At 70.4% G+C, this 25,173-nt stretch carries 23 protein-coding genes; 8 read left to right on the forward strand and 15 right to left on the reverse strand.

The features are described 5' to 3' along the window. Nucleotides 1–46 precede the first annotated feature (46 nt). The 6 genes from WA670_RS30965 (at nt 47) to WA670_RS30990 (ending at nt 6,837) form a co-directional block, all read left to right on the forward strand. Nucleotides 47–997, forward strand: coding sequence for a DUF1177 domain-containing protein (locus WA670_RS30965; RefSeq protein ID WP_336159665.1), 951 nt, complete (start codon nt 47–49; stop codon nt 995–997). Next, nucleotides 994–2,334, forward strand: a complete 1,341-nt coding sequence (locus WA670_RS30970) for a cytosine permease (RefSeq protein ID WP_336159666.1) — start codon at nt 994–996, stop codon at nt 2,332–2,334. Before WA670_RS30965 ends, WA670_RS30970 begins: the two co-directional genes overlap by 4 nt. Beyond that, nucleotides 2,331–3,620, forward strand: a complete 1,290-nt coding sequence (locus tag WA670_RS30975; protein ID WP_336159667.1) for a M20/M25/M40 family metallo-hydrolase — start codon at nt 2,331–2,333, stop codon at nt 3,618–3,620. The genes WA670_RS30970 and WA670_RS30975 overlap by 4 nt, the downstream gene beginning before the upstream one ends. 29 nt (nt 3,621–3,649) lie before the next feature. Then, on the forward strand, nt 3,650–4,384 hold the full coding sequence (gene pepE, locus WA670_RS30980) for a dipeptidase PepE (protein ID WP_336159668.1): 735 nt from the start codon (nt 3,650–3,652) through the stop codon (nt 4,382–4,384). Nucleotides 4,385–5,015: 631 nt separating this feature from the next. Then, the gene (locus tag WA670_RS30985; RefSeq protein WP_238606496.1) at nt 5,016–6,296 is read left to right on the forward strand and encodes an MFS transporter; all 1,281 of its coding nucleotides are present in this window, start codon (nt 5,016–5,018) and stop codon (nt 6,294–6,296) included. A gap of 43 nt (nt 6,297–6,339) precedes the next feature. Further along, on the forward strand, nt 6,340–6,837 hold the full coding sequence (locus WA670_RS30990) for a MarR family winged helix-turn-helix transcriptional regulator (RefSeq protein WP_162836055.1): 498 nt from the start codon (nt 6,340–6,342) through the stop codon (nt 6,835–6,837). 129 nt (nt 6,838–6,966) lie between these two features. Here the strand turns inward: WA670_RS30990 and WA670_RS30995 are convergent, their stop codons facing one another. The 8 genes from WA670_RS30995 to WA670_RS31030 form a co-directional block, all read right to left on the reverse strand. Beyond that, a complete protein-coding gene (locus tag WA670_RS30995; protein ID WP_336159669.1) occupies nt 6,967–8,343 on the reverse strand; it encodes a sensor histidine kinase in 1,377 nt (458 codons plus the stop codon). Continuing rightward, nucleotides 8,340–9,020, reverse strand: a complete 681-nt coding sequence (locus tag WA670_RS31000) for a response regulator transcription factor (RefSeq protein WP_336159670.1) — start codon at nt 9,018–9,020, stop codon at nt 8,340–8,342. The genes WA670_RS30995 and WA670_RS31000 overlap by 4 nt, the downstream gene beginning before the upstream one ends. A gap of 164 nt (nt 9,021–9,184) precedes the next feature. After that, the gene (locus WA670_RS31005) at nt 9,185–9,868 is read right to left on the reverse strand and encodes a class II aldolase/adducin family protein (RefSeq protein ID WP_336159671.1); all 684 of its coding nucleotides are present in this window, start codon (nt 9,866–9,868) and stop codon (nt 9,185–9,187) included. Further along, entirely contained in the window at nt 9,865–10,626 is a 762-nt protein-coding gene (locus tag WA670_RS31010; RefSeq protein WP_336159672.1) for an SDR family NAD(P)-dependent oxidoreductase, read from the reverse strand. The genes WA670_RS31005 and WA670_RS31010 overlap by 4 nt, the downstream gene beginning before the upstream one ends. Further along, nucleotides 10,623–10,907: an acetone carboxylase subunit gamma gene (locus tag WA670_RS31015; RefSeq protein WP_134662835.1), complete on the reverse strand. Its 285-nt coding sequence runs from the start codon at nt 10,905–10,907 to the stop codon at nt 10,623–10,625. Before WA670_RS31015 ends, WA670_RS31010 begins: the two co-directional genes overlap by 4 nt. Next, a complete protein-coding gene (locus tag WA670_RS31020) occupies nt 10,904–12,877 on the reverse strand; it encodes a hydantoinase B/oxoprolinase family protein (protein ID WP_336159673.1) in 1,974 nt (657 codons plus the stop codon). Before WA670_RS31020 ends, WA670_RS31015 begins: the two co-directional genes overlap by 4 nt. Next, entirely contained in the window at nt 12,877–14,988 is a 2,112-nt protein-coding gene (locus WA670_RS31025) for a hydantoinase/oxoprolinase family protein (RefSeq protein WP_336159674.1), read from the reverse strand. Before WA670_RS31025 ends, WA670_RS31020 begins: the two co-directional genes overlap by 1 nt. 23 nt (nt 14,989–15,011) lie before the next feature. Further along, on the reverse strand, nt 15,012–16,493 hold the full coding sequence (locus WA670_RS31030) for an aldehyde dehydrogenase family protein (RefSeq protein WP_336159675.1): 1,482 nt from the start codon (nt 16,491–16,493) through the stop codon (nt 15,012–15,014). Between the two features lie 183 nt (nt 16,494–16,676). On the opposite strand from WA670_RS31030, the gene WA670_RS31035 reads away from it, so the two are divergent. After that, nucleotides 16,677–17,468 carry an IclR family transcriptional regulator gene (locus tag WA670_RS31035; RefSeq protein WP_063697846.1) on the forward strand — a complete coding sequence of 264 codons (792 nt, stop codon included), beginning with the start codon at nt 16,677–16,679 and terminating at the stop codon, nt 17,466–17,468. A gap of 43 nt (nt 17,469–17,511) precedes the next feature. On the opposite strand, the gene WA670_RS31040 is transcribed toward WA670_RS31035, so the two are convergent. The 4 genes from WA670_RS31040 to WA670_RS31055 are packed head-to-tail and all read right to left on the reverse strand — an operon-like array spanning nt 17,512 to nt 21,319. Next, nucleotides 17,512–18,738, reverse strand: a complete 1,227-nt coding sequence (locus WA670_RS31040; RefSeq protein WP_336159676.1) for an FAD-dependent oxidoreductase — start codon at nt 18,736–18,738, stop codon at nt 17,512–17,514. Between the two features lie 9 nt (nt 18,739–18,747). Next, nucleotides 18,748–19,350: a maleylpyruvate isomerase family mycothiol-dependent enzyme gene (locus tag WA670_RS31045; RefSeq protein WP_336159677.1), complete on the reverse strand. Its 603-nt coding sequence runs from the start codon at nt 19,348–19,350 to the stop codon at nt 18,748–18,750. Next, nucleotides 19,350–20,180: a fumarylacetoacetate hydrolase family protein gene (locus tag WA670_RS31050; RefSeq protein ID WP_336159678.1), complete on the reverse strand. Its 831-nt coding sequence runs from the start codon at nt 20,178–20,180 to the stop codon at nt 19,350–19,352. Before WA670_RS31050 ends, WA670_RS31045 begins: the two co-directional genes overlap by 1 nt. Continuing rightward, the gene (locus tag WA670_RS31055) at nt 20,177–21,319 is read right to left on the reverse strand and encodes a cupin domain-containing protein (RefSeq protein ID WP_336159679.1); all 1,143 of its coding nucleotides are present in this window, start codon (nt 21,317–21,319) and stop codon (nt 20,177–20,179) included. Before WA670_RS31055 ends, WA670_RS31050 begins: the two co-directional genes overlap by 4 nt. A 66-nt stretch (nt 21,320–21,385) precedes the next feature. On the opposite strand from WA670_RS31055, the gene WA670_RS31060 reads away from it, so the two are divergent. Continuing rightward, nucleotides 21,386–22,144: an IclR family transcriptional regulator gene (locus WA670_RS31060; protein WP_336159680.1), complete on the forward strand. Its 759-nt coding sequence runs from the start codon at nt 21,386–21,388 to the stop codon at nt 22,142–22,144. Here the strand turns inward: WA670_RS31060 and WA670_RS31065 are convergent. The 3 genes from WA670_RS31065 to WA670_RS31075 are packed head-to-tail and all read right to left on the reverse strand — an operon-like array spanning nt 22,141 to nt 25,149. Continuing rightward, a complete protein-coding gene (locus tag WA670_RS31065) occupies nt 22,141–22,524 on the reverse strand; it encodes a hypothetical protein (protein ID WP_336159681.1) in 384 nt (127 codons plus the stop codon). The genes WA670_RS31060 and WA670_RS31065 overlap by 4 nt on opposite strands. Further along, the gene (locus tag WA670_RS31070; RefSeq protein WP_336159682.1) at nt 22,505–23,722 is read right to left on the reverse strand and encodes an AI-2E family transporter; all 1,218 of its coding nucleotides are present in this window, start codon (nt 23,720–23,722) and stop codon (nt 22,505–22,507) included. The genes WA670_RS31065 and WA670_RS31070 overlap by 20 nt, the downstream gene beginning before the upstream one ends. Then, nucleotides 23,719–25,149 (reverse strand): MFS transporter, encoded by a 1,431-nt coding sequence (locus WA670_RS31075; RefSeq protein WP_336159683.1) that lies wholly within the window; start codon nt 25,147–25,149, stop codon nt 23,719–23,721. Before WA670_RS31075 ends, WA670_RS31070 begins: the two co-directional genes overlap by 4 nt. Nucleotides 25,150–25,173: the final 24 nt, after the last annotated feature.

The raw sequence follows: 25,173 nt of genomic DNA on the forward strand, positions 1-25,173 counted from the left end.
TGGTCGGACCAATCCCCGGCGGCCTTGAATACTCCAGAGGAACCACATGCTCAAACACGTCCTGGAACTGCTCGAAATCCTCGACGACCCGGCGGTGACCGGGAAAGAGGTCGTCGCCTACCTCGACGCCGTCGCCGGCGCGGACGGCAGCGGCGCGGAGATCACGACGGTGCCCGGTCCGGCCGGGAAGACCGACTTCGTCCGGGTGCGCGTGTCCGGCAGCCGGGGCCGCACCGCGGGTGGCGACGCGCCCACGCTCGGTGTCGTCGGGCGGCTCGGCGGGGTCGGCGCCCGGCCGGAAGTGACCGGGTTCGTGTCCGACGGGGACGGTGCGGCCGCCGCGCTCGCCGCCGCGGCCAAGCTGCTGTCCATGCGGGCTCGCGGGGACGTGCTGGCCGGCGACGTGCTGATCGGGACGCACGTCTGCCCGGACGCGCCGACCCTGCCGCACGATCCGGTGCCGTTCATGAACTCGCCGGTCGACATCGCCACGATGAACAGCTACGAGCTGTCCGACGAGATGGCCGCCGTGCTGTCGATCGACACCACCAAGGGCAACCGGGTGATCAACCACCGCGGGCTCGCCCTTTCCCCGACCGTGCGCAGCGGCTACATCCTGCGGGTCTCGGAGGGCTTGGGCGAACTGCTGGAGGCGGTGACCGGAGCGCCGCTGGTGACCTACCCGATCACCACGCAGGACATCACCCCGTACGGCAACGGCGTCTATCACCTGAACTCGATCCTGCAGCCGGCGACCGCGACGGACGCGCCGGTCGTCGGGCTGGCGATCACGTCGGCGGCGACGGTGGCGGGCTGCGCGACCGGCGCCAGCCACGAGACGGACATCGCGGCCGCCGCGCGCTACGCGGTCGAGGTCGCCAAGCAGTTCGGCACGGGCGCGCTGCATTTCCACGACGAGGCAGAGTTCGCCACTCTGCAAGCCCGCTACGGCTCGATGGCGCACCTGCAGACGCTGGGCACGGAGGTGGCCGGATGAGCACCGCGACGAAAACCGCGAAACACGCCAAGAAACGGATCGGCAACGACGACTACTCGCTGCGCCGCGTCCCCGAAAACGCCCGCTACGGCTTCGGTTCGATGCTGCTGCAGTGGCTCGCGCAGTCCGGCTCGCTGTCGCAGTTCGTGCTCGGCGCGACGCTCGGCGTGGGGATGCGGTTCTCCGACGCGTTCTGGGCGTTCACCCTCGGCGCGGTGATCCTGGAGGTGGTGATCTTCCTGATCGGCCTCGCCGGCCAGCGCGAGGGGCTCACCATGACCATGCTGACCCGGTTCACCGGCTTCGGCCGCAACGGGTCCGCGCTGGTGAGCCTGGTGATCGCGATCAGCCTGGTGGGCTGGTTCGGCGTGCAGAACGGCATCTTCGGCAAGAGCATGCACGCCCTCGTCGGCGGTCCGCCGTGGCTGTGGTGCGCGGTGTCCGGCGTCGTCTTGACGCTGCTGGTGATCTACGGCTTCAAGTACATGATGTGGCTGGCGAAGATCGCGGTGCCGCTGTTCTTCGGCCTCGTCGCCTGGAGCGTCATCTCGACCCTGTCCGACCACTCGGTGGGCGCGCTGATGTCGGCCGCGCCGACCGCGACGGCGATCTCCATCCCGGCCGCGGCGACGATCATCGCGGGCGGCTACATGACCGGCGCCGTGGTCGCCCCGGACATGACCCGGTTCAACCGCAAGGGCTGGCACGTCCTGCTGCAGAGCTCCGCGTCGATGGTCTTGTCCGAGTACATCGTCGGCATGACCGGCGTGCTGCTCGGGCACCTGGTCGGCAGTTCCGACGTCACGCACATCGTGCTGTCCACGTCGGGCTTCGTCGGGCTGATCGTGGTGGTCCTGGCGACCGCGAAGATCAACGACTGGAACCTCTACGGCTCTTCGCTGGGCGTGGTGAACTTCGTGCGGACCGTGTTCGGCCGCCCGCTGCACCGCGGTGTCGTCACCCTGGTGATCGGCATCGCCGGGACGGTGCTGTCCGCGATCGGGTTCCTCCAGCACTTCACCGCGTTCCTGTCCGTGCTCGGCGTCGCGATCCCGCCGGTGGGCGGCATCATCGTGGCCGAGTACTTCCTGGTGCGCGGCCTCTCCACCCCGCTGCGGGAGACCAGGGCCGCCGGCCGGGTCCCGGCGTCGATGCCGGTGTGGGTGCCCGCCACGCTCGCGGTGTGGGCGGCGGCGTTCTGCGTCGGCGAGTTCGTGCACTGGGGCATCCCCGCGCTCAACTCGCTGCTCACCGCCGCGATCCTGTACACGGTGCTGGGCCGCGCCGGGCTGATCCGGCCGGTGGGCTCGGCGGAACTGGAGGAGGTGGGGCGGTGACCAGCGCACAGGACGAGGTGGTCGACCTCTGCCGGGACCTGATCCGGATCGACACGTCCAACCCGGGCGCGACCGAACGGCCCGCTGCCGAGTATGTCGCGGAGAAGCTCACCGACGCCGGGCTGGAACCGACGCTGGTGGAAAGCGCGCCCGGGCGGGCCAGTGTGTTCGCGCGAGTGTCCGGTGTGGACTCGTCGCGTCCCGCATTGCTTCTGCACGGACACCTGGACGTGGTGCCCGCCGACGCCGACGAGTGGAGCGTCCCGCCGTTCTCCGGCGAGATCGCCGACGGCATGCTGTGGGGCCGCGGCGCGATCGACATGAAGGACTTCGACGCGGCGATCCTCGCGCTGGCGCGGCAGTTCGGCCGCACCGGCGAGAAACCGGCGCGGGACATCGTGTTCGGCTTCCTCGCCGACGAGGAGGGCGGCGGCAAGTTCGGTTCGCACTGGCTGGCCGAGCACCGCCCGGACCTGTTCGACGGCGTGGGCGAGGCGATCACCGAGGGCGGCGGGGTGTCGTTCGACCTCGGCAACGGCAGCAGGCTGTATCCGATCGAGTGCGCGCAGCGCGGGCAGGCGTGGCTGCGGCTGACCGCCACCGGCCGGGCCGGGCACGGCTCCTCGCCGAACGACGAGAACGCGGTCACCGATCTCGCCGAATCGCTCGCCCGGATCGGGCGGCACCGGTTCCCGGTCCGGCTGATCGAACCGGTGCGGGCGCTGCTGGAACGCGCCGGCGAACTGCTCGGCGTCCCGTTCGATCCGTCCGATGTGGACGGAAGCCTGGCGCGGATGGGCCCGGTGGCCGACCTGGTGAACGTGATCCTGCGCAATTCGGCGAACCCGACCATGATCTCCGGCGGGTACCAGGTGAACGTCATCCCCGGCCGGGCCACCGCCGCGGTCGACGGCCGGTTCCTGCCCGGGTACGAGAAGGAACTGCTGGACACCATCGACGAGCTGCTGCTGCCTTCGGTGCGCCGCGAGTTCATCCACCGCGACATCGCCATGGAAAGCAGTTTCGACGGCCCTCTGGTGGACGCCATGTGCGCCGCGATCACCGCGGAGGACCCAGACGGCCACCCCACGCCGTACTGCAACGCGGGCGGCACCGACAACAAGGCGCTGTCCGGCCTCGGCATCCGCGGCTTCGGGTTCAAGGCGCTGCGCGTCCCGCCGGAACTGCCCTACAACCGGCTGTTCCACGGCGTGGACGAACGCGTCCCGCTGGAGTCTCTGCGGTTCTCCGTCCGGGTCCTCGACCGGCTGCTGCGGACTTGCTGAACAATGGCGGGCGAACCAAGGAGAATCGCGTGACTGACTTGCTGTTGCTGTCCAATTCGACCAACCACGGCCACCAGCCGCTGGAACACGCGCTGGACGCGGTGGCCGAGGTGCTGGACGGACGCACCGAGCTGCTGTTCGTGCCCTTCGCGCTGGCCGACCACGACGGCTACACCGAGCGCATCGCCGCCGCCGCGGCACCGCTCGGGGTGCGGGTGCGCGGGCTGCACACCGCCGAAGACCCGGTCGCCGCGGTGCGTTCCGCCGAGGCCGTGTTCACCGGCGGCGGCAACACGTTCCGCCTGCTGGCCGAGCTGTACCGGCGCGAGTTGCTGCAACCGTTGCGGGACCGGGTGTCCGAGGGAATGCCCTACCTCGGTGCCAGCGCGGGAACCAATATCGCCGGGCCGACGGTGCGCACCACGAACGACATGCCGATCGTGGAACCGCCGAGCCTGACTTCGCTGGGCCTGGTGCCGTTCCAGCTCAACCCGCACTACGTCGACCCCGATCCGGGCAGCACGCACATGGGCGAGACGCGGGAGAAGCGGCTCGCGGAATTCCACGAGTGCAACGACATCCCGGTGCTCGGCCTGCGCGAGGGCACCTGGCTGCGCGTGCGCGGGGATTGGGCGGAACTCGCGGGCGTGTCCACGAGCGGCGGCGCGGCCGGGCGGCTGTTCCGGCGCGGCTTGCCGGGCGAGGACCTTTCCGGCGACGTGAGCGATCTGCTCGCCCCGGCGCGCGAACCGGTGTGGGGCTGATCGCCCGGCACCCCGGCAACTGTCCGTGAAGGGCCCCTTGAAGGAATCTGATTTCCCATGCCAAGGGGCTTAAGGCGACACCGCAGGGGCAGCCGGGGCTCGTGTGCCCGCGTCGAAGGGCTGGCCAGGGTCGGCGGTCGCCGGGGAGGCGGCAGGACGCTCGCGAAAGCGCTTGGCGGGACGCCGAGTCCCGTGCCGGGCGACGTCAGCCGCGATTCGGCCCGGCTGACCGTCCACAAGAGACGCAACAGCCGCCGAAATGCCCGTTTTGCGATTCTGTGACGGGTTATTCAGGTCCGTGAGGGTCGCCTTGAGGGAATCTGATTCCCTCAAGGCGACCCTCACGGATCGCAGCCACTCAGGACCTTCGGCCTGGGCAGGCTCGCCTCAGCCGCATCCACGGCGCCGCCTTGGGTCCCTGGCGCAAAATCTCATTCCCCTCAAGGGGCCCTTCACGTACGGTCACGGCGCTGGGCCGGGGAGAGGACTCTGGCGAGATAGCTTGACACAAGCATCTTAGGACAAAGATACTTCCGGGCGACCCCGCCGGCCGAGGCGGCCGGTCTGGCGGCGCGGCGGGTCCGCGCGGTCCGGGCCGCCTCGCGATGGTCCGGCCCGGAAAGGAACCGCGGTGACTCTGCCGACCGAAGACCGGCGTCCCGGCGCGCCGATGACCGCGTGGCTGGGCGTGCTGGCGTTGCTGGCGGTCGTGGCGATCTCCTACATCGACCGGGTCAACGTGTCCGTGCTGATCACCGATCCGGCCTTCACGCGGCACTTCGGGATCGCGGGCAACCGGGCGGCGCAAGGCGCCCTGATGACGCTGTTCCTGGCCGGTTACGGAATCGCGGCCATGCTGATCACGCCCTGGTACGAAGCGGTGTTCGGGGTGCGGCGCGGATTGCTCGTCAGCCTGGGGTGCTGGGCGTTGTTCACCCTCGTGTCCCCGTACGCCGGGAGCGCGATGCTGCTGCTGACCCTGCGGTTCCTGCTCGGGGCCAGCGAGGGGCCGCTGTTCTCGCTGAAAACCATGTACGTGAAGGACAATTTCGCCGAAGGCGCGTGGGGCAAGCCCAACGCGGTCAGCTCGATGGGCGTTTCGCTGGGCACGGCGCTGGGCATCCCGGTGATCACCTTCGCCCTCGTGCACTTCGGCTGGCACGGCTCGTTCCTCCTGCTCGCGGCGCTCAATCTCGTGGTCGGGCTGCCGCTGGTCGCGGTGTTCGTCCGGGCGTCGCGCCGCCGGACGGCGGTCCGGGAACCGGCGTTGCGGCGGTTCGCGGGGGCGCTGCGCACGCCCAAGCTCGGCTGGATCCTGCTGATCGAGGTGGCGACGCTCGGCTATCTGTGGGGCAGCACGTCGTGGCTGCCGTCGTATTTGCTGCAGGCACGGCATTTCTCGCTGGCGCAGATGAGCGCGCTGTCGGCGCTGCCGTTCGTGGTCAGCCTCGGGTCCGGGTTCCTCGGCGGATGGCTCATCGACCGGATGCCGGCCCGCCGGGCGCCGCTCGTGCTGGTCATCGGCAGCGTCGGCACCGCGCTGTGCGCGACGGCCGTGACCTTCGCCGATTCGCGCTGGCTCGCGGCGGCGACGCTGATCCTCGCCAACGCGTTCTGGGGCCTGCAAGGACCGGCGATCCCGACCCTGGTGCAGCAGTACGCGCCGGCGGGCGCGGTGGGCAGCGCCTACGGCTTGATCAACGGGGTCGGCAATCTGGTGTCCGCGCTGCTTCCCACTTTGATGGGCGTGGCGATCGCGGCGGGCGGCGACCACGGGTTCGCCGCCGGGTACGCCCTGCTCGCCGCGACCCAGTTGCTCACGCTGGTCGGTGCGGTCGTGCTGCTCCGCGGCCGCGCTCCGGCCGGGAAAGCACCCGCCGCGCCCGGTCAGCCCGCGGCGCAGTCCCGTTAGGACGCGGATAGGCTCCGTCCGCATCCCGCGGAACGAGGAGCCGATGACGATGGACCCGGTCGACCAGGTGGTGGCGGACTGGGCGCGGCAGCGCCCGGACCTGGACGCCTCGCCGATCGCGATTTTCGGCCGGGTCCGCCGGATCGCCGACCTCGCCGCCGGCGGACTGCGCGAGTACCTGGCCCCGCACGGCCTGACCCCGGGCGCGTTCGACATCCTGTGCAACCTCCGCCGGGCCGGGCGTCCCTACCGGAAGACGCCGTCCGAGCTGGCCGCCTCCGCGCTCGTCACGTCCGGCGCTCTCACCGGACGGCTGGACGCGCTCGAACGCGACGGGCTGATCCGCCGCCGCGACCACCGTGGCGACCGCAGGGTCAGCTACGCCGAACTGACCGCGGCTGGCCGCAAGCTCATCGACCGGGTCCTCGAAGGACATCTCGAGCGCGAGGAATCGCTCCTCGCCAACCTGGACGAAGCGGATCGGAAGGACATCGAACGGGCGCTGGCCCTGCTGGAAAGCGCGGTCCGGCGCGATAACTGACCGCGGGCAGGCAGGCAAGCAACCCGGTGCGGTGCAAAGAGCCCAGGGCCTTCGCTCAGTCGTGCGCCCGACCCTGCCGTCTGACGCGCCCGAAGCATGCCGCGCTGCTGGTCGAGTTGGCTTGACGAGTCACCCGGGTGCTTGGGGGAGTTCGACGACGAACCGCGCTCCGCCGCCCGGCCGTTCCTCCGCCCACACCCGTCCGTCGTGGCGGTGGACGTGGTCCGCGACGATCGCCAATCCCAGACCGGTCCCTGAATCGGGATCCCGCCGCCCGGCGTGCACCCCTCGGGAGAACCGCTCGAAAATGCGTTCCCGGAGTTCGGCGGGCACCCCGGCGCCCGCGTCGTCCACTTCCAGCCGGACCACGCCGTTGCTCGCATGTGCGGCCACGCGGACCGCGCCGCCGCCGTAGCGGGCCGCGTTGTCGAGGAGGTTCGCCAATACCCGGTCGAGGCGTCGCCGGTCCGCGGCTACCAGCAGCGGGTCCGGGGCGAGGTCGAGAGTCGGGCGCGGGGCCGGGCTGCTCGCGACGCCGCTGCGGACGAGCGAGCCGAGGTCGACCAGTTCGCGTTCCTCGCCATGGTCGGCTTGGTCGACGGCCGAAATCTCGAGCAGGTCGAGCACCATGCCGCGGAACCGCCGCAGTTCGGCGAGCAGGAGCTGCAACGCCTTCTGCGCGGGCGCGGGCATCGCGTCGCGGCGGCGTTCGAGGACTTCCGCGACGGACGTCATCGTGGTGAGCGGGGAGCGCAGTTCGTGGCTGACGTCGGCGGCGAACCGGGCGTCGCGGCGGACCCGTTGTTCCAGTGCGTCGGCGGTGGAGTTGAACGTCGCGGCGAGCGGGGCGAGGTCGGGTCCGGCCTGTTCGGGCAGCCGGGCGCGGAGGTCGCCGCGGGCGATGCGGGCGGCGGTTTCGGTGAACGCGGCGAGCGGACGGAGCGCGCGCCGGGCCGCCCACGCGCCGAGTGCGACGCCGAACAGCCCGCACGCCACGGTGCCCGCCACGAGGATCATGCGCAGGTTGCGGAAGGTCCGTTCGAGCCCGAGCAGTGGATGCAGTTCGACGTAGTAGCCGTTCGACCGGGCGAGTCGTTGCGCGACCGCGAGGACCGGGATCCCGTCGGCGGTGAACCGCTCGTGCGCGGGCGCGCCGGGGCGGGCGCGGGAGAGCAGGCCGGGCGGGAGGTCCGCGGGGCCGACCGGGCGTCCGGCGGTGTGCCAGCCGCCGGGCAGGGCCACGAGGATCGTCGAATTCGGCCCGGAGGTGAGGCCGGACAGCAGTTCGCCGAGACCGCCGGTTCGGTCGCGGACCTCGTTCTCGACCAGCCGCGCGTTGATCCGGGAATGGCGGTCGGCGCTCTGCTGGCGCTGGTTGAGCAGGTAGTCGGTGGCGAGGTGCCAGGTCGCCGCCGACAACGCGCTGACCACCACCAGCAGCCCGAGCCCGAACGCCGCGGAAACCCGGCAGCGCAAGGAAACCCGGGACACGGAAGCGGGGATCACGGCCGGGGCTCGGCACGGTAGCCGATTCCCCGGACAGTGAGCACGAGACGCGGACAATCGGGATTCGGCTCGACCTTGCGCCGCAATCGCCGGATGTGGACGTCGAGCAACCGCGTGCCACCGAAGTAGTCGCGCCCCCAGATCCGGTGCAGCAACTGCTCCCGCGTGACAACCTCTCCGTCGGCGGCGGCCAATTCGGCCAGCAGGCGGAATTCGGTACGGGTAAGGCGAATGGGGACGCCTTCGCGGGATACGGAGTCGTCGTGCGTGCTCAGCAGCAGATCGCCGACCTGGAGACAACACCTGCGAACCGGCGCCGCGCGGCGCAACAACGCGCGGATGCGGGCCGCCAGCTCGCCGGCGACCAGCGGCTTGGTCACGTAGTCGTCCGCACCGGCTTCCAGCCCGGCGATGACGTCCTGGCTGTCGGCCCGGGCGGTGATGACGATAACCGGCAGATCCCCGCGCACGCGCAGTTCCTTGCAGACGGCGAGCCCGCCCATGCCCGGCAGCATCAGGTCGAGCAGGACGACGTCCACGCGCACCGATTCCAGCATCGCCAACGCGTCCTCGCCGCACGCGGCTTGGGTCACCGAGCAGCCCTGGTCCGCGAGAGCGAGCGAAAGCGCTTCGCTGATCAGTGCGTCGTCCTCGACCAGCAAGACTCGGACCGTCATCGAGCCGCCCCTCCGCCGCGGAACCTGCCCTAGAAATTGTTCCCTACCGCGGCAAGGGCAGGCGGGGTGCGGATTCCTGTGCGAATCTGGGCGGACAGTGGGGTTTTCGGTGGGGGTGTCGTGAGTGGCGATGCCGGTGAGAACCGGCATCGCCACTCACGACCTCACGGCAGCTGCCGCACCAGGTAATCCCACACCGCCTGCACCGCACGCGGGTGATAGATGTGCTCCCGCTTCGCATGTGACTCCTCCGGCGGCGACCAGCTAGGCCATCCGCCGAAGGACTGGGTCAGCAACTGCTGTTCACAAGCCCGCTCCAACACCACCGCGGCGACGGTCGCGCTTTCCACCGAATCGCCGACCGCCACGATTCCGTGGTTCACCAGGAATACCGCCCGGGCATCGCCGAGTTCCGCGGCCAGGGACTTGCCCAATTCCGGCGTCAGGATCAGATCCGCGGTCTCGGTGTAGCGCGGCACTTCGGGCGGCACGTACAGGTTCGCGGCATGGCTCACCGGCCGCAGCTCCTGTCCCGTCGCGGCGAGGGCGACGGCGTGCGGGGCGTGCGTGTGCACCACCGCGTTGACGTCCGGCCGCGCGGCGATGACCTCGGTGTGGATCGGGTATTCGCTGTGCCGCGGCCCGGTGCCGGAGACGACCTCGCCGTCGGCGTTGACGAGCTGCACCCGCTCCGGCGTCACCTCCTCCATGCCCCATTCCGCGGACTTGATCCACACGCCCCGTCCGTCAGCGTCGCGGCAGGAGACGTGGCCCCAGATGAGGTCGCCCTGTCCTGCGGTGGCCAGGATCCGGGACGACAGCGCGACGAGTTCCTGTTGCGTGCTCATCGGTGCACCAGCCCGCCGTTGACGCTGAGGGTCTGGCCGGTCAGGTAGCCCGCGTCGTCGCTGAGCAGGAACGCGGCCAGCCCGGTCATGTCGTCGGCCCCGGCGGGGCGGTGCAGCGATTGGGCGCGCAGCATGGCCTCGCGTTGTTCGGGCGTCACGGTTTCCCGCGCGACTTCGGTGTAGACCGGGCCCGGCGACAGGGTGTTGACCCGGATGCCGAACTCGCCGAGTTCCCGTGCCATCGAGAAGGTCATGCCGTGCACACCGCCCTTGCTGGCGACGTAATGCAGGTATCCGGGGCGGCCGAGTTGCACCGCGTCGGAGCCGATGTTGACGACGCTTGCCGACGGTGAAGCCTGGAGCAGCGGGAGCAGCGCCGACACGAGCAGCCACGGGCCGCGCAGGTTGACCGCCATCAGACGGTCCCATTCCTCGTCGGTGATCTCCCAGAACGGCTTCATCTTGATGGTGGAGAAGATCGCGGCGTTGTTGATCAGGCCGTCGACCCGCCCGTGCGCCTCGGTGAGCTGCGCCGCGAACTCGGTGCAGCTGGCGCGGCTGGAGACGTCGAGGGCGTACGCGCTGGCTTTGCCGGGACCGTCGAAGGAAACGGCGGTGGCTTGGACACCCTCGAGGTTGAGGTCGGCGAGCACCACGGTCGCGCCTTCGGAGACCAGCCGGCGGGCGTAAGCCGCGCCGATGCCTTGGGCCGCGCCGGTCACGACGACGACCTTTCCGGCGAGTCCGTTGAGGGTCATGTCAGGCTCCAGCTTCGGTAGGAGGGTTCGCCGTCCGGGACGATCTCGGTGGACAGCAGCGTCAGGCAGCCGGGGCAGAACGCTTGGCGCAGCAGGACTTCCCGGTCGACGAACGCGGCGGGATCGGCGTGGACACCCGGTCCGGCGTCGGTCGAGGGCCGTTCGTGGCGCAGCGCGTGCGCCATCGGTTCGGCGGTGGTGTCGCCGATCCGGGCCGAGCAGTGGCGGCAGACGACCGCGCCGGTCGCGTCGTCCACGCGGAGGTTGAGGTCGAGGTTCACTGGTGCGCTCCTTCCGGCAGCGTGAGCCCGGCGCGCTCGTACCGCAGCCGGTCGCGGTGCGCCGCGGTAGCCGCGAGGTCAGGCGCGCCGTTGTCCAGCACGACGCCGTAGACGTCGAGCGCGGCGATCGCGGACACCTTGCCGTCGCGGACGTCGGCGGCGACGCGTTCGGGTTCACGGTGCAGCGGGTCGCCGATTCCGCCGCCGCCTTGCCAATGGGTGAAGTAGACGTCCGCTTCGGCGAGGTCGGTTTCCAGGTGCGGCGGGAGGGTGTCCGCGCGGCCGCGCAGGTCGTCGATCGTCTGCGGGATCCGGCCGTTCGCGAGCTGGTCGCGGACGGTGGTGTCGCGGACGAGGACATCCCATTGCGTGGCCGCGGGATAGCCGCCGGAAATGCCGGGAGCCTGCGGGACCGCCTTGCCGTTCGCGGAGACGACGAGATGAACGCTGCGGGTGGGGGAGTCGTAGGGGATGAAGCAGCTCGACGCTCCGACGCCGCCGCGCCACCGGCCCGGTCCGCCGGAATCGACTTCCTCGCGCCGCCACAGGTAGAGCATCGGGAAGCTGAACTCGTTGATCTCGATGTCGGCGATGCGGCCCATCGGAATGCAGTTCTCGCCGCCGGTGTCGACGCCGTCGCCGTCCACCTTCGCGCCGAGGCCGCCGGACATCGCGTCGCACAGCATCGTGGCGAAGCCGCCGCCGCGCTGGTCGACGCCGGCCAGCAGGGTGAGATCCCAGGTGCCGCAGCAGACGCTCATCGCCGACCGGCTGAGTTCGGCGTGCGTGCTCAGCATTTGCGCGACGGTTTCGGAGACCGCGTTCTGCGTGGACCAGGCCGAGTTGACCGACGCCTTCCCGATGCCCGCGGGGAAGGTGCAGTTGTTGATCGTCCCGGGTTCGCTGACGATCTCGACGCACCGGTAGATCCCGCCCGGCGACCAGGAGATGTCCGGGCACAGCATGGTCAGCAGGATCGGCAGGATGCCGCCGCGCAGCCCGGCGAGTGTGCAGTTGATGATCCCGTCGACCTGCGGGTCGGTGCCGGTGAAATCGAACGTCAGGGTGTCGTCCTGTTTGGACATCGCGACGACGATCTTGTGGATGTCCCGGTCGCCCGCCCGCGCGCCGTCCTGGTGCGCGACCGCCGACCACGTTCCGTCCGGCAGCGCCCGCAGCTTGGTGCGCAGCTGGGCTTCCGCGTCGCCCATCATCTTCTTCATCACGGCCTTGACGGTGTCCGGGCCGTACTTGTCGATGAGCGCGGTGAGCCGGTCCTGCGCGACGTTGTTCGCGCCGATCTTCGCCCGCAGGTCCAGCCCGACCAGCCTCGGCACGCGGGACCGCCGCAGGTACATGTCCTCCATGTCCGAGCGCAGCGTGCCGCCTTCGACGATCTTCACCGGCGGGATCGGCAGCGCCTCCCAGAACACGTCGTGCCCCTCGACCGACCAGCTGCCCGGCGACACGCCGCCGAGGTCGACCTGGTGCGCGACCGCGCCGGTCCAGCAGAACAGCTGGCCGTCGTAGAACAGCGGGGCGAGGACGGTGACGTCGTTCTGGTGCAGCCCGCCGCCGATCCACGGGTCGTTCAGGAGGAACTGGTCGCCCGGCGCGATTCCCGGGTTCTCGGCGCGATGCTCGAGCGTCCAGCGCACCGCCATGTCCAAAGCGGACCCGAGCTGCATGTTGTACAGCCCGACCTGCACGGTTTCGCCGGTCTCGTCCATGATGCCCGCGCCGAAGTCGTTGCAGTCGGTCACGACGACCGAGCCGGACATGCGCTTGATCGCGTCGCCCATGTCGTCGGTGATGGCGACCAAGCGGTGCCGGACGACCTCGTAAGTGAGGGCGTCGACGTCGGTGGAGTCGACGCGGTGCAGTTTCAGGTCGCCGAACCGGGCTTCCGGGTCGAGGGGAGCGCCGGACTGGACGAATCGCTCGGATCCGGCGACGGGGATGACAGCCATCAGGAGTGTTCCTTCCGTTCGGGGAAACGGATCACGAGGTTGCCGAGACGGTCCACAGCGGCCTGAGTGCCCGGCGGGAGGGCGACGGTGGTGGTCGGCGCTTCGACGACGGCGGGGCCTTCGATCTCGTGGCCGGCGCCGAGTGCGCGGTAGTCGTAGATCGCGGCGGGCTGGCGTCCGGCGCGGACGTCGAGCAGGACTTCCCGTTCGCCGCTCGTGGCGGGCTTGCCGGGCAGGGTGCCGTGTTCGGGCAGTTCCGGCTGGATCTGCAGGATCCCGGTCGCGCGGACGCGGTAGGTGATCAGCTGCAGGCCTGCGTCCGGGAAGCCGGATCCCTTGCCGTACAACGCTTCGTAGCTCGCTTCGAAGTCGCGGCCGAGCTGCTCTACCGACTCGTCGGTCAGCTCGCCGCCGGGTACCGGGGTCGCGACCTCCGCGAGCTGCATGGTGTAGCGGATGTCGGCTTCGCGTTCGTAGCTGATCGCGGAGAAGGTGAGGCCCTGTTCGGCCAACCGGCGTTCCAGTTCCCGTTCCAGGCCGGTGAACACCTCGTTCGCGGTCTCGGCCGGCACCGGCATCGCGACCGGCTGCGACTGTTCCGCGGTCAGCACGATGTCCGAGGCGGCGAGGCCGTAGGCGGAGAAGACCGCCGCGGTGGAGCCGAGCGGGACCACGACTTCCTTGACGCCGAGGTCGGACGAGTAGCTCGCGCAGTGCATCGGGCCCGCGCCGCCGAACGCGTAGAGGGTGAAGTCGCGCGGGTCCTGGCCGGAGTTGACCACGACCTTGCGGACGAGGTCGGCGGTCTGGGCGTTCTGGATCGCGTAGATCGCCGCGGCCGCGTCCTCGACGGACATGCCGAGCGGGGTCGCGACCACCTTGTCGATGGCGTCCCGGGACAGCTGGACGTCCAGTTTCTTGCGCCCGCCCAGGAAATTGTCCGGGTTGATGATGCCGAGGACGAGGTCGGCGTCGGTGACCGTCGGCTCCCAGCCGCCCTCGCCGTAACAGGCCGGTCCGGGGCGGGCGCCCGCGCTGCGCGGCCCGACGCGGAGGTTGCCGCCCGGGTCGACCCAGGCGATCGCACCGCCGCCGGCTCCGATGGTGTGCACGTCGACCATCGGCGTGCTGATCGTGTACTGGTTGAGGATCGTGCTCGTGGTGGTCACGGGTTTGCCGTCGACGACCAGCCCGACCAGGAACGTCGTGCCGCCCATGTCGGTCGAGATCACCTTGTCGTGGCCGAGCGACGCGGCCATCCGGGTGCAGCCGACGACACCGCCGGTGAGCACCGAACCGATGGTGGTGATCGCGTGCGCCGGCGCGTCCGCGGCCGTAACGCAGCCGCCGGAGCCCTGCATCACCAGCAGCGCGCCGGTGAGCCCGCGCTCCCGCAGTTCGGCTTCGAGCGGCCTCAGGTAGCTGCCCAGCCGCGGGCCGACCTGCGTGTTCATGATCGTGGTGACATTGCGCGGGTACTCCCGGATGCGCGGGCTGACCTCGCTGGACAGCGCCACGTACACCTCCGGCGCTTCCTCCTGGACGATCTCGCGCACCCGCTGCTCGTGCGCGGAATTGCGGAACGACCAGAGAAACGACACCGCGATCGCCTCGGCGCCGTCGGCGAGCAGTTCGCGGACCGCGGTCCGGACGCCGTCCTCGTCGAGCGGGACGACGACGCGGCCCTGGTAGTCCACGCGCTCGTCGATCTCGCGGATCCGGTGCCGGGGCACCAGAGACGCGGGCTTCGCCGTGCGGGCCATGTGCTGGATGTCGTCGCTCCCGAGACCGGCGTAGCGGCCTTCGAGGTTCATGATGCTGATCGAGTCCGCATGTCCGCGGGTGGTGAGGAAGCCGACCTGCGCGACGTCCCCGGTCACGAGTGCGTTCAGCGTGGAAGTGGTGCCGTGCACGACGTAATCGGTGTTGGCGAGCAGTTCACGGACCGGGATGCCGAGTTCCGCGGCGAGCTCGTCGATCGCGGTGAGGAAGCCGGTCGCGAAATCCGGGGGAGTGGACGGGGTTTTGGCGGCGGCGAGCCGGTTGTGCTGGTCGGCGACGAAGGCGTCGGTGAACGTTCCGCCGGTGTCGATGCCGATGACGTACGCCATGAGGGCCCCTTTGCCTTCGATGGTCAGAACATGACGTTGATGGATTTGGTTTCCGTGTAGCTGAGGAGTTCTTCGAGGCTTTCCTCGCGGCCGACGCCGGATCCCTTCACGCCGCCGAACGGCACGTTGGGGAAGTGCCGGGACGAGCCGTTGATCCAGACGAACCCGGCCTCGAACGCGCGGGCGACGCGGTGCGCCCGGGTGACGTCGGAGGTCCAGACGCTCGCGGTCAGCCCGTAGTCGACGCTGTTGGCGATGCGGACCGCTTCGGCCTCGTCGGCGAACGGGATGACCGACAGCAGCGGCCCGAACACCTCCTCGCGGGCGATCCGCATGTCCGGGCGCACGCCGGTGAACACCGTCGGAGCCACGAACAAGCCTTGGTCGACGCCTGCCGGGCGGCCGCCGCCGGTCGCGACCTTCGCGCCTTCGGACACCGCGATGTCGATGTAGGACAACGACTTCTCGTACTGCGCCCGGTTGATCATCGTGCCCTGTTCGGTGCGCTCGTCGAACGGATCGCCGATGCGGCGCGCTTCGATCAGCTCGACCACGCGGGCGACGAGCGCGTCGTGGACGTCCTGGTGGACCAGCAGCCGCGAGTTCGACCCGCAGGACTGTCCGGACCAGGTGAAGTTCATGCCGAGCACGGCTCCGGCGGCCGCCGCTTCGAGGTCCGCGTCGGGGAACACCACCATGGCGTTCTTGCCGCCGAGTTCGAGGCTGACGTCCTTGACGCCGCTCTCCGCCGCCGCGCGCTGGATGGCGCGTCCGGTCGGTTCGGACCCGATGAACCCGATCCGCCGCACGTGCCGGTGCCGCACCAGCGCGTCCGGCACCGCCGGCCCGTCGCCGACGAGCACCGAGAGCACGCCGGGCGGGAAGATGTCCTTCGCCAGCTCGGCCAGCCGCAGCGCGGACAGCGGCGCGGCCTCCGGCGGCTTGAGGATCGTCGGATTGCCCGCGACCAGCGGCGCGGCGATCTTGCCCGCGAACATTAGCGGATGGTTGTAGGGCACGATCCGCGCGACCACGCCGACCGGTTCGCGAGTGGTCACGTGCAGTGCCGTGCTGGCGGGCACCGTCGTGCCCTTCAGCTCCAGCGCCTGCCCGGCGAACATGCGCAGCTGCGCCACCGTCACGCCGACGTCGACGCGCGAGTTCGAGATCGGCGAACCGGCGTCCACGGTGTCGAGCAGGGCCAGTTCCTCGCCGTGGCGTTCGATCGCGTCGGCCAGTTCGGCGACCAGCTTCGCCCGCTCGACGGGCAGAGTGTCCCGCCAGACCGCCCTCGCGTCGGCCGCCGCGCGCACCGCTTCCTCGACGTCGTCGGGTCCCGCGTCGGGGACCTCGGCGATCGCCGTGCCCGTGTAAGGGGACACCCGGGAGAAGGTGGCGCCGGACCGCGCCGGGACGAGTTTGCCGTCGATGAGCAGGCGCCACTCGCGGTCGAGAAGTTCGGCGACCCGGGTCGGGATTTCCGGGCCGGAATGTGCTTCGAGCATCGTCGCTCCTGCGCTTCCTGAGTCCCGCGGGGACCTGGAGCCCCGCGTGCCGTCGGCTCATGCTAACCCCGCGACCCGGCCCGAAGTCTAGTCTGCGGACTCTGATTCTTTTCTCCAGAAATCGTGCCAAGTTTTCTCTCCGGAAGCACCCGTAAACTCCCTGGTCCAGATACCATGTCTGCTATGCAGACATCCGCTGCCGAAGCCGGTCCCGCGCGGCCCGCGCCCCAGTACCCGATCGAATCCGTCGACCGCGCGCTGCGGCTGCTGCGGATGTTCAGCGCCACGCGGGAGCTGCGGCTGTCCGACGCGAGGGACGCGCTGGGGGTCGGGCAGTCGACCGCGCACCGGCTGATGGCGATGCTCGTCCACCACGGATTCGTCGATCAGGACCCGGCCAGCCGCGTCTACCGCGCCGGGCCCGCGCTGGTCGAAATCGGACTGTCCGTGGTGAACCAGATGGACCTGCGGGCGGTCGCGCGGCCGGTGCTGCAGTGGCTGTCCGAAACCACCGGCGAGACCGTGCACCTCGGTTCCCTGGAGGGCAATCAGGTCCGCTTCCTCGACGTGATCGAGAGCGACCGGGCGCTGCGGGTGTCCGGCCGCGTCGGCCGCACGCTCCCGGCGCACGCGACCAGCCTCGGCAAAGCGATGCTCGCGCACCTGCCCGACGACCAGATCGCCCAGCGCTACCCGGACGACGTCCTGGGCCAGGTCACCACGAAGACCATGACGAGCCGCAGCGCGCTGCTGGCCGAGATCGAACGGATCCGGCGGCGCGGTTACGCGCTCAACGCCGGCGAGAGCGAGGACGGCGTCAGCTCGATCGGCTGCGCGGTGGCCCGTCCGGACGGTCCGCTGCTGGGCGGATTGAGCGTCGCCGCGCCGACCGGGCGGATGACGAAGGCGCAGCGGGACGAGCACGCGGTCGCGTTGGTGGAGGGCTGCCGTCGGCTGGCGGAGAAGCTGGTCTGAACGAAAAACCGGCGGTGAACGGGTTGTTCACCGCCGGTCGTGGTCATCGGGTGGACGTGAGTTTGTCCGCGCTGGACAGCGGGACCGGCTCGAACATCGCCGGTTCGTCCTCGGGGAACAGGGCTGTCGGCCCGTAGAGCCAGTCAGTGAACGCGTAATCGTCCGTCGCGCGGGCCCGCAGCAAAGTGTTGCGCTGCTCGCGGTCGACACCGTCCAGATGCCACAGGTTTCCCCAGGCCCGGGCGGTCAGCACGACCCGGCGGCAATGTTCCGTCCGGACCGCCTCGTACGCGGCCAGTGCACCGTCCCAATCGCCCAGCCGCTTCATGTGCTCGGCCAGCACCCAGCCGTCCTCGATGGCCATGATCGCGCCTTGGGCCAGGTACTGCAGGGGCGGGTGCGCGGCGTCGCCGAGCAGGGCGAGGCGGCCGTCGACCCAGGTGGAGATCGGGTTGCGGTCGTACATCCGCCACCATTTGTCCCGCCACATCCGCGGGATCCCGGCCTGCACCTCGTCGCACGTGGCGGCGAAGGCGGTGTCCAGCTCGTCCGGCGTGCCCCAGTCGTCGAGGCCTGCCACGGCCTTCGGAGACTCGAAAACGGCTACCTGATTGAGCAAATCGCCGCCGCGTAGTCCATAGTGGACAAAGTGGCACCGTGGCCCGACGTACACCACGACCTCCGACAGATCGACCGGACGGCCGACCTCGGTGATCGGCACGGTGCCGCGATAAGCGACGTACGCCGACGAGACGGGCTGGTCGTCCGCGAAGTGCTTCCGGGCGACGGAGTGCAGGCCGTCAGCGGCGATCACGACCGGCGCGGTGTGCACGGTGCCGTCGTCGGTCACTGCGGTCGCGGGGTCCGGCGTGTACGAGACGATCCGTTGCTCGGTGAGGAGTTCGACGCCCGCGTCGCGGCAGGCGTCGAGGAACAGCCGGTGCAGGTCGCTGCGGTGGATGACCAGGTACGGGAAGCCGTAGCGGCGTTCGAGGTCGCGCAGGTCGAGCGCGGTCAGGTCGCGGCCGTCGACGGCGTCGCGCATGACCATCCGGTCCGGGACGACGCCGCGCGCCTTCGCGGTGTCGAGCAGGCCGTAGGCGTCGAGGATCCGGGTGCAGTTGGGCGCGAGCTGGATGCCGGCCCCGACCTCGCCGAATTCCTTCGCCTGCTCCAGCACCCGGACCCGCAGGCCCAGCCGGGACAGCGCGAACGCGGTGCTCAGCCCGCCGATCCCGCCGCCGACGACGAGCACGTCAGGGGTGTCCATGGGATCTCCTCACAACCAGGGGCCGAGGTCGGGGACCCCGGTCAGCGAATGCGGCCGCCCGGCCAGGTACGCCGCGACGTCGGGCAGCGGACCGTCCGGCAGCGCGTCGAGACCGCGTTTGGCCTGGATTTCGGCGACGAGCGCGGACAGGAACGCCTCCGGCAGGTCGGCGAACGCCAGTCCGGTGCCGAGGTCGACGGCGTGCACGCACACCTCGCGGGCCCGGAGCCACGGGATTTCGGTGGCGGGAACCGTCCGGCCCTGCGCGGTGACGACTTCGGCCTGCCACTGTTCCGGAGTCAACGCGGCCATCGCGGATTCCAGCGAGCGCGCCGAATCCCGCAGCCACGACGTGAGCTGGGCTTCGGACCGCTGCGAGCCCGCTTCGATATCGGCGTTCCGCTGGTCCGGCGAGGCGTACATCGGGGTGCGCTCGCCGGTCCGCGCCCAGTGCACGAGGTTGCCGAGGGCGTCCGCGTTGGCCGCGACGTGCGCGGCGAGGTGCTTGCGGGACCACCGGGGGAGCGCGCTCGGTCCGGACAGGTCTTTCGCGTGGGTGAGGAAGAGCTCGGTCCCGAACGAGACCCAGTTCCGCGCGTCGCCGGGTGCCATCAGGATTCCTTCACGATCTGGTTCACGCACGCGCCGATCCCGGCGACCTCGGTGACCACGGTTTCGCCGCCGGTCAGGTAGATCTTCGGATCGCGGGCGTGGCCGACCCCGGCGGGCGTGCCGGTCGCGATCAGATCGCCCGGGTTGAGCTGGACGATCGTGGAGATGTACTGCACCAGGTGCACCGGGTCGAACAGCAGTGTGCCGGTGTCGTCGTGCTGCATGACGCGACCGTCCACAGTGGTCTTCACCTCGAGCGCGGGCCGGACGCCGCCGACCTCGTCCGGCGTGACGACGTACGGGCCGACCGGCGTCGAGGACTGCCAGATCTTGCCCTGCGTCCACTCGACGGTGCGGAACTGCCAGTCGCGGACCGAGACGTCGTTCATGACGGTGAACCCGGCGATCGCCGCGGCGGCCTCGTCCTCGCTCGCGCGCCGGACGGTCTTGCCGACCACGACGACGAGTTCGACCTCCCAGTCGAGCGCGTCGGTCTCGGGCGGCTTGACGATCGGGTCCGCCGGGCCGGTCAGGGTGTCGGCGAACTTGGGGAACAGCGTCGGGTACGCGGGCAGCTCGCGGCCCATTTCCTTGATGTGGTTGGTGTAGTTGTGCCCGACGCAGACCACTTTGGACGGACGCGGCACGACCGGGGCGAGGTCCGCGCCCTCGGCGGGCCAGGTCCGGCCGGTCGCCTGGGCGGCGTGCGCTTCCCAGCCGTCCTGGGGGAAAAGCGCGCCGAGATCGGGGGAGCCGAGGTCGACCAGGACGTCTCCGTCGAGGCGGACGGCGCGCGTGCCGCCGTCGACGCGGAGGGTGGCGAGCTTCATCGGAGGGTCTCCTGACGGTCGAGGTGGAGCGCCTCGAAGACGGGCGCGTCCGAGAAACGGAACAGATCAAGGGCAGCGGAGTCGGAATCGGTGGCGCCGGCCTCCGACTTCACGGAGAACGGCTGCCACGACGGGACGACGAACAGGTCCCCGCGCGAAACCGCCCATGTGGTGTCGCCGACGGTCACCGTGCCGGAGCCGTCGAACACCTGGCAGACCGACGAGCCGGTCGCGCGCACGGGCGCGGTCTCGGTGCCCCGGGCCACGCGGTGGAACTCGGCGCGGACGGTCGGCAGGACGTCGGAACCGTTGTGCGGGTTGGAAAACCGGACCGCCGCGTGACCTGGCTCGACTGTTCCGCCGTAGCCCTCTTTCTCCAGTTGCAACTGGTCCCGCAGGGCGGCGTCGGTGTGCTCCCACTTGTACGCCAGCAACGGCGAACCCGGCGCGACAGAGCCGACAGCCAGCGGCCGCAGGCCCGGGTGCGCCCATAGCCGTTCGGCACGGGACCGTTCGGGCGTGATCCGCTCTTCGTCGCTGATCGCTTCGCGGCCGAACTCGAAGAACTGCGCGTCGATGCCGTACTGGAACGGGATGTCGAGGCCGTCGAGCCAGGCCATCGGCTCGCGGGTGGCGTTGTGGTGCGCGTGCCAGTTCCAGCCCGCCTGCGGGAGGAAATCGCCGCGGCGCATCGGAACCGCGTCGCCGCCGACGACCGTCCACACGCCCGAGCCCTCGACGACGAACCGGAACGCATTCTGCGTGTGCCGGTGCTCAGGCGCGTCCTCGCCGGGCATCAGGTACTGGATCGCCGCCCACAGCGTCGGAGTCGCGAATGGACGGCCGCCGAGGCCGGGGTTGGCGAGCGCGATCGCGCGCCGTTCGCCGCCGCGCCCGACCGGCACGATCTCGCCCGCCTGCTCGGCGAGCCGGAGCAGGTTCGCCCACTGCCACCGGTGCGGCACCGCCCGCGAGCGCGGGTGCGCGGGCATCAGGTCGCCGATCTCCGTCCACAACGGAACGAGCAGCTCCTGTTCGAAGCCGCGGTAGAGGTCGCGCAGCGCGGGCGTGACCGCGGGCTGGTCCGGTGCGTCGACCGCGGCGAGCTGAACGGGAGTTCGCGCTGGAGTGCTGGTCATGGGGTTATGGTGGGCGCGTCCCGGTCTGCGGAAAACGGGATTCTGGTGTGCGGAAAGGCAGCCCCGATGGACAAACGGTTCAAGGCCCCGCCGCCGTACGCGGTGGCGAGCGTCGACAACGCCCTGCGGATCGCGGCGATGCTGCAGCTCGAAGGCCCGTTGACGGTCTCCGAGGTGGCCGAGCGGATCGGCGTCGCGCCCTCGACCGCGCACCGGCTGCTCGCCATGCTCGTCTACCGCGATTTCGCCGTTCAGGACGCCAACCGCGCCTACCGGGTCGGCCCGGTTCTGGAGCTGGCCGCGCATTCGCAGTCGGCCGCGTCGAAGCTGCGCGCGGCGGCGCTTCCGCACCTGCGGCGGCTGGTGGACCTGCTGGACGAGTCGGTGAACCTGACCGTCCGGACCGGGGACACGGCCCGGTTCATCGCGAGCGTCGAATGCTCGCAGGCACTGCGGGTAGGTTCACGCGAAGGGATGGTTTTCCCGGTGCATCAGACGACGGCCGGTCTGCTGCTGCTCGCCGAGCTGCCGCCGGACCAGGTGGAGGAACTGTACGCGGTCGACAAGCCTGGCGAGCGGCCGGACCCGGCGGAATTGCGGGCTGACCTGGCGCGCGTGCGGCGCAGCGGCTTCGCGCTGAACCAGGGCCGGTCGGAACGGGGAGTGGTCGCGGTCGGCGTGCCGGTGCGCGGAGCGGATGGGGTGGTCGTCGCCGGGTTGTCGGTGTCGATGCCGAGCGTGCGGTACCGGAAAGACCAGCTGCCGACGCTGGTCGCGTCGTTGCGTGCGACCGCGGCGGCGCTGGAGACGGACCTGCGCGGTTAACGCGGGTCTTCTCCGGCGAGTGCCGCCGCGAAAGCCGCGTGCACGTTGAGGAATTGCTGCACCGGCAGCTCTGCCGCGACCCCGGGACGCTGCGGGGCCAGCTGTTTCGCCGCCCAATCACCCCACCGCACGTGTGCTTCCTCGACGCTCAGGTGCGCTGCTTCGGCGGCGTGGCGAGCGTTCACGCCGTCCAGGATCGCCTGGTGCATCAGCGCGGGCGTCGAGCGCTGTTCCCACGCGCGCAAGGACGCCATCGAGGAAAGCCGGTGCAGCGTCGAGGAAACCGTCGGCGGTGCGGACCGGGGTAGCGGAAACCCGCGTTCGAGAGGTCCTCGCCGCGGTGCCGTGCCGTCTGCGCTGTCAGTGATCAAGCTCGTCATCAGAGTCCCTCCGACGTGCGGTTACCCGCCTCCGCACGGCCGAAACCCTTGATCGTCCGGTCGTGCGGGCGTTGGCCGGCTGCAGCGGGTCGATGCCGACCGGGTCCAGATGCGGGTCGCGCAGCAGGGACCCGAACGCGGCCTTGGCGACGGCGAGGATCGGCACCGCGAGCAGGGCCCCGACGATCCCGGCGACCTCGAGGCCGAGCGCGATGCCCAGCACCACGGCCAGCGGGTGCAGCCGGACCGCGCGGCCGAGCAGGAAGGGCTGCAGGACATGGCTTTCGAGCTGCATCACCGCGACGACGATCGCGAGCACGATGCCCGCCGCGACGAATCCGTTGGCGACCAGGGCGATCAGCACGGCGACCGCGCCGGTCACCACCGCGCCGATGATCGGCACGAACGCGCCGATGAAGATCAGCGCCGCCAGCGGCACCGCGAGCGGGACCCCGACCAGCCAGATGCCGACGCCGATGCAGACCGCGTCCACGCAGGCCACGGCGACGGTCGCGCGCACGTAGCTGACCAGCGAGGCGAACCCGCGGCGGCCGGCGACGTCGATTTCGTCGCGAAGCGAGACCGGCACGATCCGCAGCAGGAAGTGCCACACCTGATTGCCGCTGTACAGGAAGAAAACGAGCACGAACAGGGTCAGCAGCATCTCGGTCAGCACGCCGCCGACGGTCGCCGCGGTGGAGAGCACCCGGCTGGTGAGTTCGGCGGTGTTGCCCTGGATCGCGCTGACCGCCTTGTCGAGGAGCTGCTGCACCTGCGGCAGGTGCAGCGGACCGTGCTGGAGCCAGTTGTTGATGCGCGCCAGACTGGCTCCGACCTGGTTGCCCAGCTGCGGAAGGCTCGCGGTGACCGTGGTGATCACCAGCGCGAGAACCCCGCCGAGGACGGCGAGCCCGACGACGATCGCGACGAGCGTCGCCAGCGCGCGCGGCACGTGCCAGCGCACCAGCCGCTCCACCAGCGGCGCGAACAATGCCGACAGGAGCAGGGCGATCCCGATCGGGACGGTGACCTGCGCGAGGTAGCCGAGCGTCCACGCGATGACCCCGAGCATGGTCAGGACGACCAGGAACCGCCAGCTGGCTGCCGCCGCGACCCGGAGCGACCACGGCACCGCGTCGGCGGCGTCCCGGCGTCGACGGCGGTTCGCGCCCGCGATCTTGCGCGCCGGGGCGTTCATCCCGTCGCCGCCTTGGCCGACAAGGGTTGGGCGACCGATTCGAGCGAGCGCCGTTCAGCCCGGATCCCCAGCGCCGCCTCGGCAAGGCCGCCCGCGATCATCATGCCCGCGCCCAGGTAGTAGCCGAAAGCGACGTTCCCCACGACGCCGGTTTCGACCAGGCTGCCGAACAGCACCGGCCCGATGATCCCGCCGAGGCCGGTGCCGACGGAGTAGAAGATGGCGATCGCCAACGCGCGCACCTCGAGCGGGAAGATCTCCGACACCGTGAGGTACGCGGAGCTGGCTCCGGCCGAAGCCAGGAAGAACACCGCGCACCAGGCGATCGTCAGGGTGACCGCGGAGAGCACTCCGGCTTGGAACAGCAGCCCGGTCCCGACCAGCAGCACGCCGGAGCCGAGGTAGCTGGTGACGATCATCGGACGGCGGCCGATCGAGTCGAAGAACCGGGCGAGCACCAGCGGGCCGACGAAACTGCCCGCCGCGAGCGGCACCAGGTAGAGCCCGACGGATCCGCTGGAAACGCCGAAGAACCGGCTCAGTACCAGGCCTTGGGTGAAGTAGACGGCGTTGTACAGGAACGCCTGCCCGACGAAGAGGGCGAGCCCGAGCAACGTCCGTCTCGGGTAGCTCCGCACGAGCGTCACCGCGACCTCGGTCAGGCTGGTGCGCGTGCGCTCCTCGACCTCGATGGTGTCGTCGACCGGTTCGAGCCGTTCGCCGGTCGCTTTCTGGACGCGGTCTTCAATGCCGGTGACGACGTGGTCGGCCTCCTCGGCACGGCCGTGCGTGAACAGCCAGCGCGGACTTTCCGGGACGGTGCGGCGGACAATCAGGATGAGCAGGCCGAGCACCGCACCCAGCCCGAACGCCAGCCGCCAGCCGAGCCACGCCGGGATCAGGCCGACGTCGAGCAGCACCAGGCTGAGCGCCGCACCGCCCGCCGCGCCGAACCAGTAGGAGCCGTTGACCGCGAGGCTCACCGTGGCGCGCCAGCGGGCGGGCACGAGTTCGTCGATCGCGGAGTTGATCGCCGCGTACTCGCCGCCGATGCCCGCGCCGGTCAGGAACCGCATGAGGAAGAACCACCATGGGGCGAAGGAAAACGCGGTCAGGACGGTGGCGAGGAGGTAGAGGCCGAGGGTCAGCAGGAACAGGCGTTTCCGGCCCCAGCGGTCGGTGAGATACCCGAAAACCAGCGAACCGCAGACCGCGCCGGTGACGTAGCACGAGGTCGCGAGCCCGACCTGGGTCTCGGACAGCACGAGCCCGCTGCCGGGTTCGGTCAGCCGGTCGGACAGCGCGCTGACGATGGTCACCTCGAGCCCGTCGAGGATCCACACCGTGCCCAGCCCGACGAGCATCAGCCAATGCCACGACGACCAAGGAAGCCGGTCCATCCTCGCCGGCACATCGGTTCGCACCACGTCGATCACCTCGCGGCGCGAATT

The organism is Amycolatopsis sp. VC5-11, assembly GCF_037034185.1.
Lineage (GTDB): Bacteria > Actinomycetota > Actinomycetes > Mycobacteriales > Pseudonocardiaceae > Amycolatopsis > Amycolatopsis nivea.

Excerpts from the sequence above, each read along its gene's own strand:
- WA670_RS30965 (WP_336159665.1), top strand. The coding sequence starts at position 47 with ATGCTCAAACACGTCCTGGAACTGCTCGAAATCCTCGACGACCCGGCG.
- WA670_RS30970 (WP_336159666.1), top strand. The coding sequence starts at position 994 with ATGAGCACCGCGACGAAAACCGCGAAACACGCCAAGAAACGGATCGGC.
- WA670_RS30990 (WP_162836055.1), top strand. The coding sequence starts at position 6,340 with ATGACGATGGACCCGGTCGACCAGGTGGTGGCGGACTGGGCGCGGCAG.
- WA670_RS31000 (WP_336159670.1), bottom strand. The coding sequence starts at position 9,020 with ATGACGGTCCGAGTCTTGCTGGTCGAGGACGACGCACTGATCAGCGAA.
- WA670_RS31005 (WP_336159671.1), bottom strand. The coding sequence starts at position 9,868 with ATGAGCACGCAACAGGAACTCGTCGCGCTGTCGTCCCGGATCCTGGCC.
- WA670_RS31010 (WP_336159672.1), bottom strand. The coding sequence starts at position 10,626 with ATGACCCTCAACGGACTCGCCGGAAAGGTCGTCGTCGTGACCGGCGCG.
- WA670_RS31020 (WP_336159673.1), bottom strand. The coding sequence starts at position 12,877 with ATGGCTGTCATCCCCGTCGCCGGATCCGAGCGATTCGTCCAGTCCGGC.
- WA670_RS31025 (WP_336159674.1), bottom strand. The coding sequence starts at position 14,988 with ATGGCGTACGTCATCGGCATCGACACCGGCGGAACGTTCACCGACGCC.
- WA670_RS31030 (WP_336159675.1), bottom strand. The coding sequence starts at position 16,493 with ATGCTCGAAGCACATTCCGGCCCGGAAATCCCGACCCGGGTCGCCGAA.
- WA670_RS31035 (WP_063697846.1), top strand. The coding sequence starts at position 16,677 with ATGCAGACATCCGCTGCCGAAGCCGGTCCCGCGCGGCCCGCGCCCCAG.
- WA670_RS31040 (WP_336159676.1), bottom strand. The coding sequence starts at position 18,738 with ATGGACACCCCTGACGTGCTCGTCGTCGGCGGCGGGATCGGCGGGCTG.
- WA670_RS31045 (WP_336159677.1), bottom strand. The coding sequence starts at position 19,350 with ATGGCACCCGGCGACGCGCGGAACTGGGTCTCGTTCGGGACCGAGCTC.
- WA670_RS31050 (WP_336159678.1), bottom strand. The coding sequence starts at position 20,180 with ATGAAGCTCGCCACCCTCCGCGTCGACGGCGGCACGCGCGCCGTCCGC.
- WA670_RS31055 (WP_336159679.1), bottom strand. The coding sequence starts at position 21,319 with ATGACCAGCACTCCAGCGCGAACTCCCGTTCAGCTCGCCGCGGTCGAC.
- WA670_RS31060 (WP_336159680.1), top strand. The coding sequence starts at position 21,386 with ATGGACAAACGGTTCAAGGCCCCGCCGCCGTACGCGGTGGCGAGCGTC.
- WA670_RS31065 (WP_336159681.1), bottom strand. The coding sequence starts at position 22,524 with ATGACGAGCTTGATCACTGACAGCGCAGACGGCACGGCACCGCGGCGA.
- WA670_RS31070 (WP_336159682.1), bottom strand. The coding sequence starts at position 23,722 with ATGAACGCCCCGGCGCGCAAGATCGCGGGCGCGAACCGCCGTCGACGC.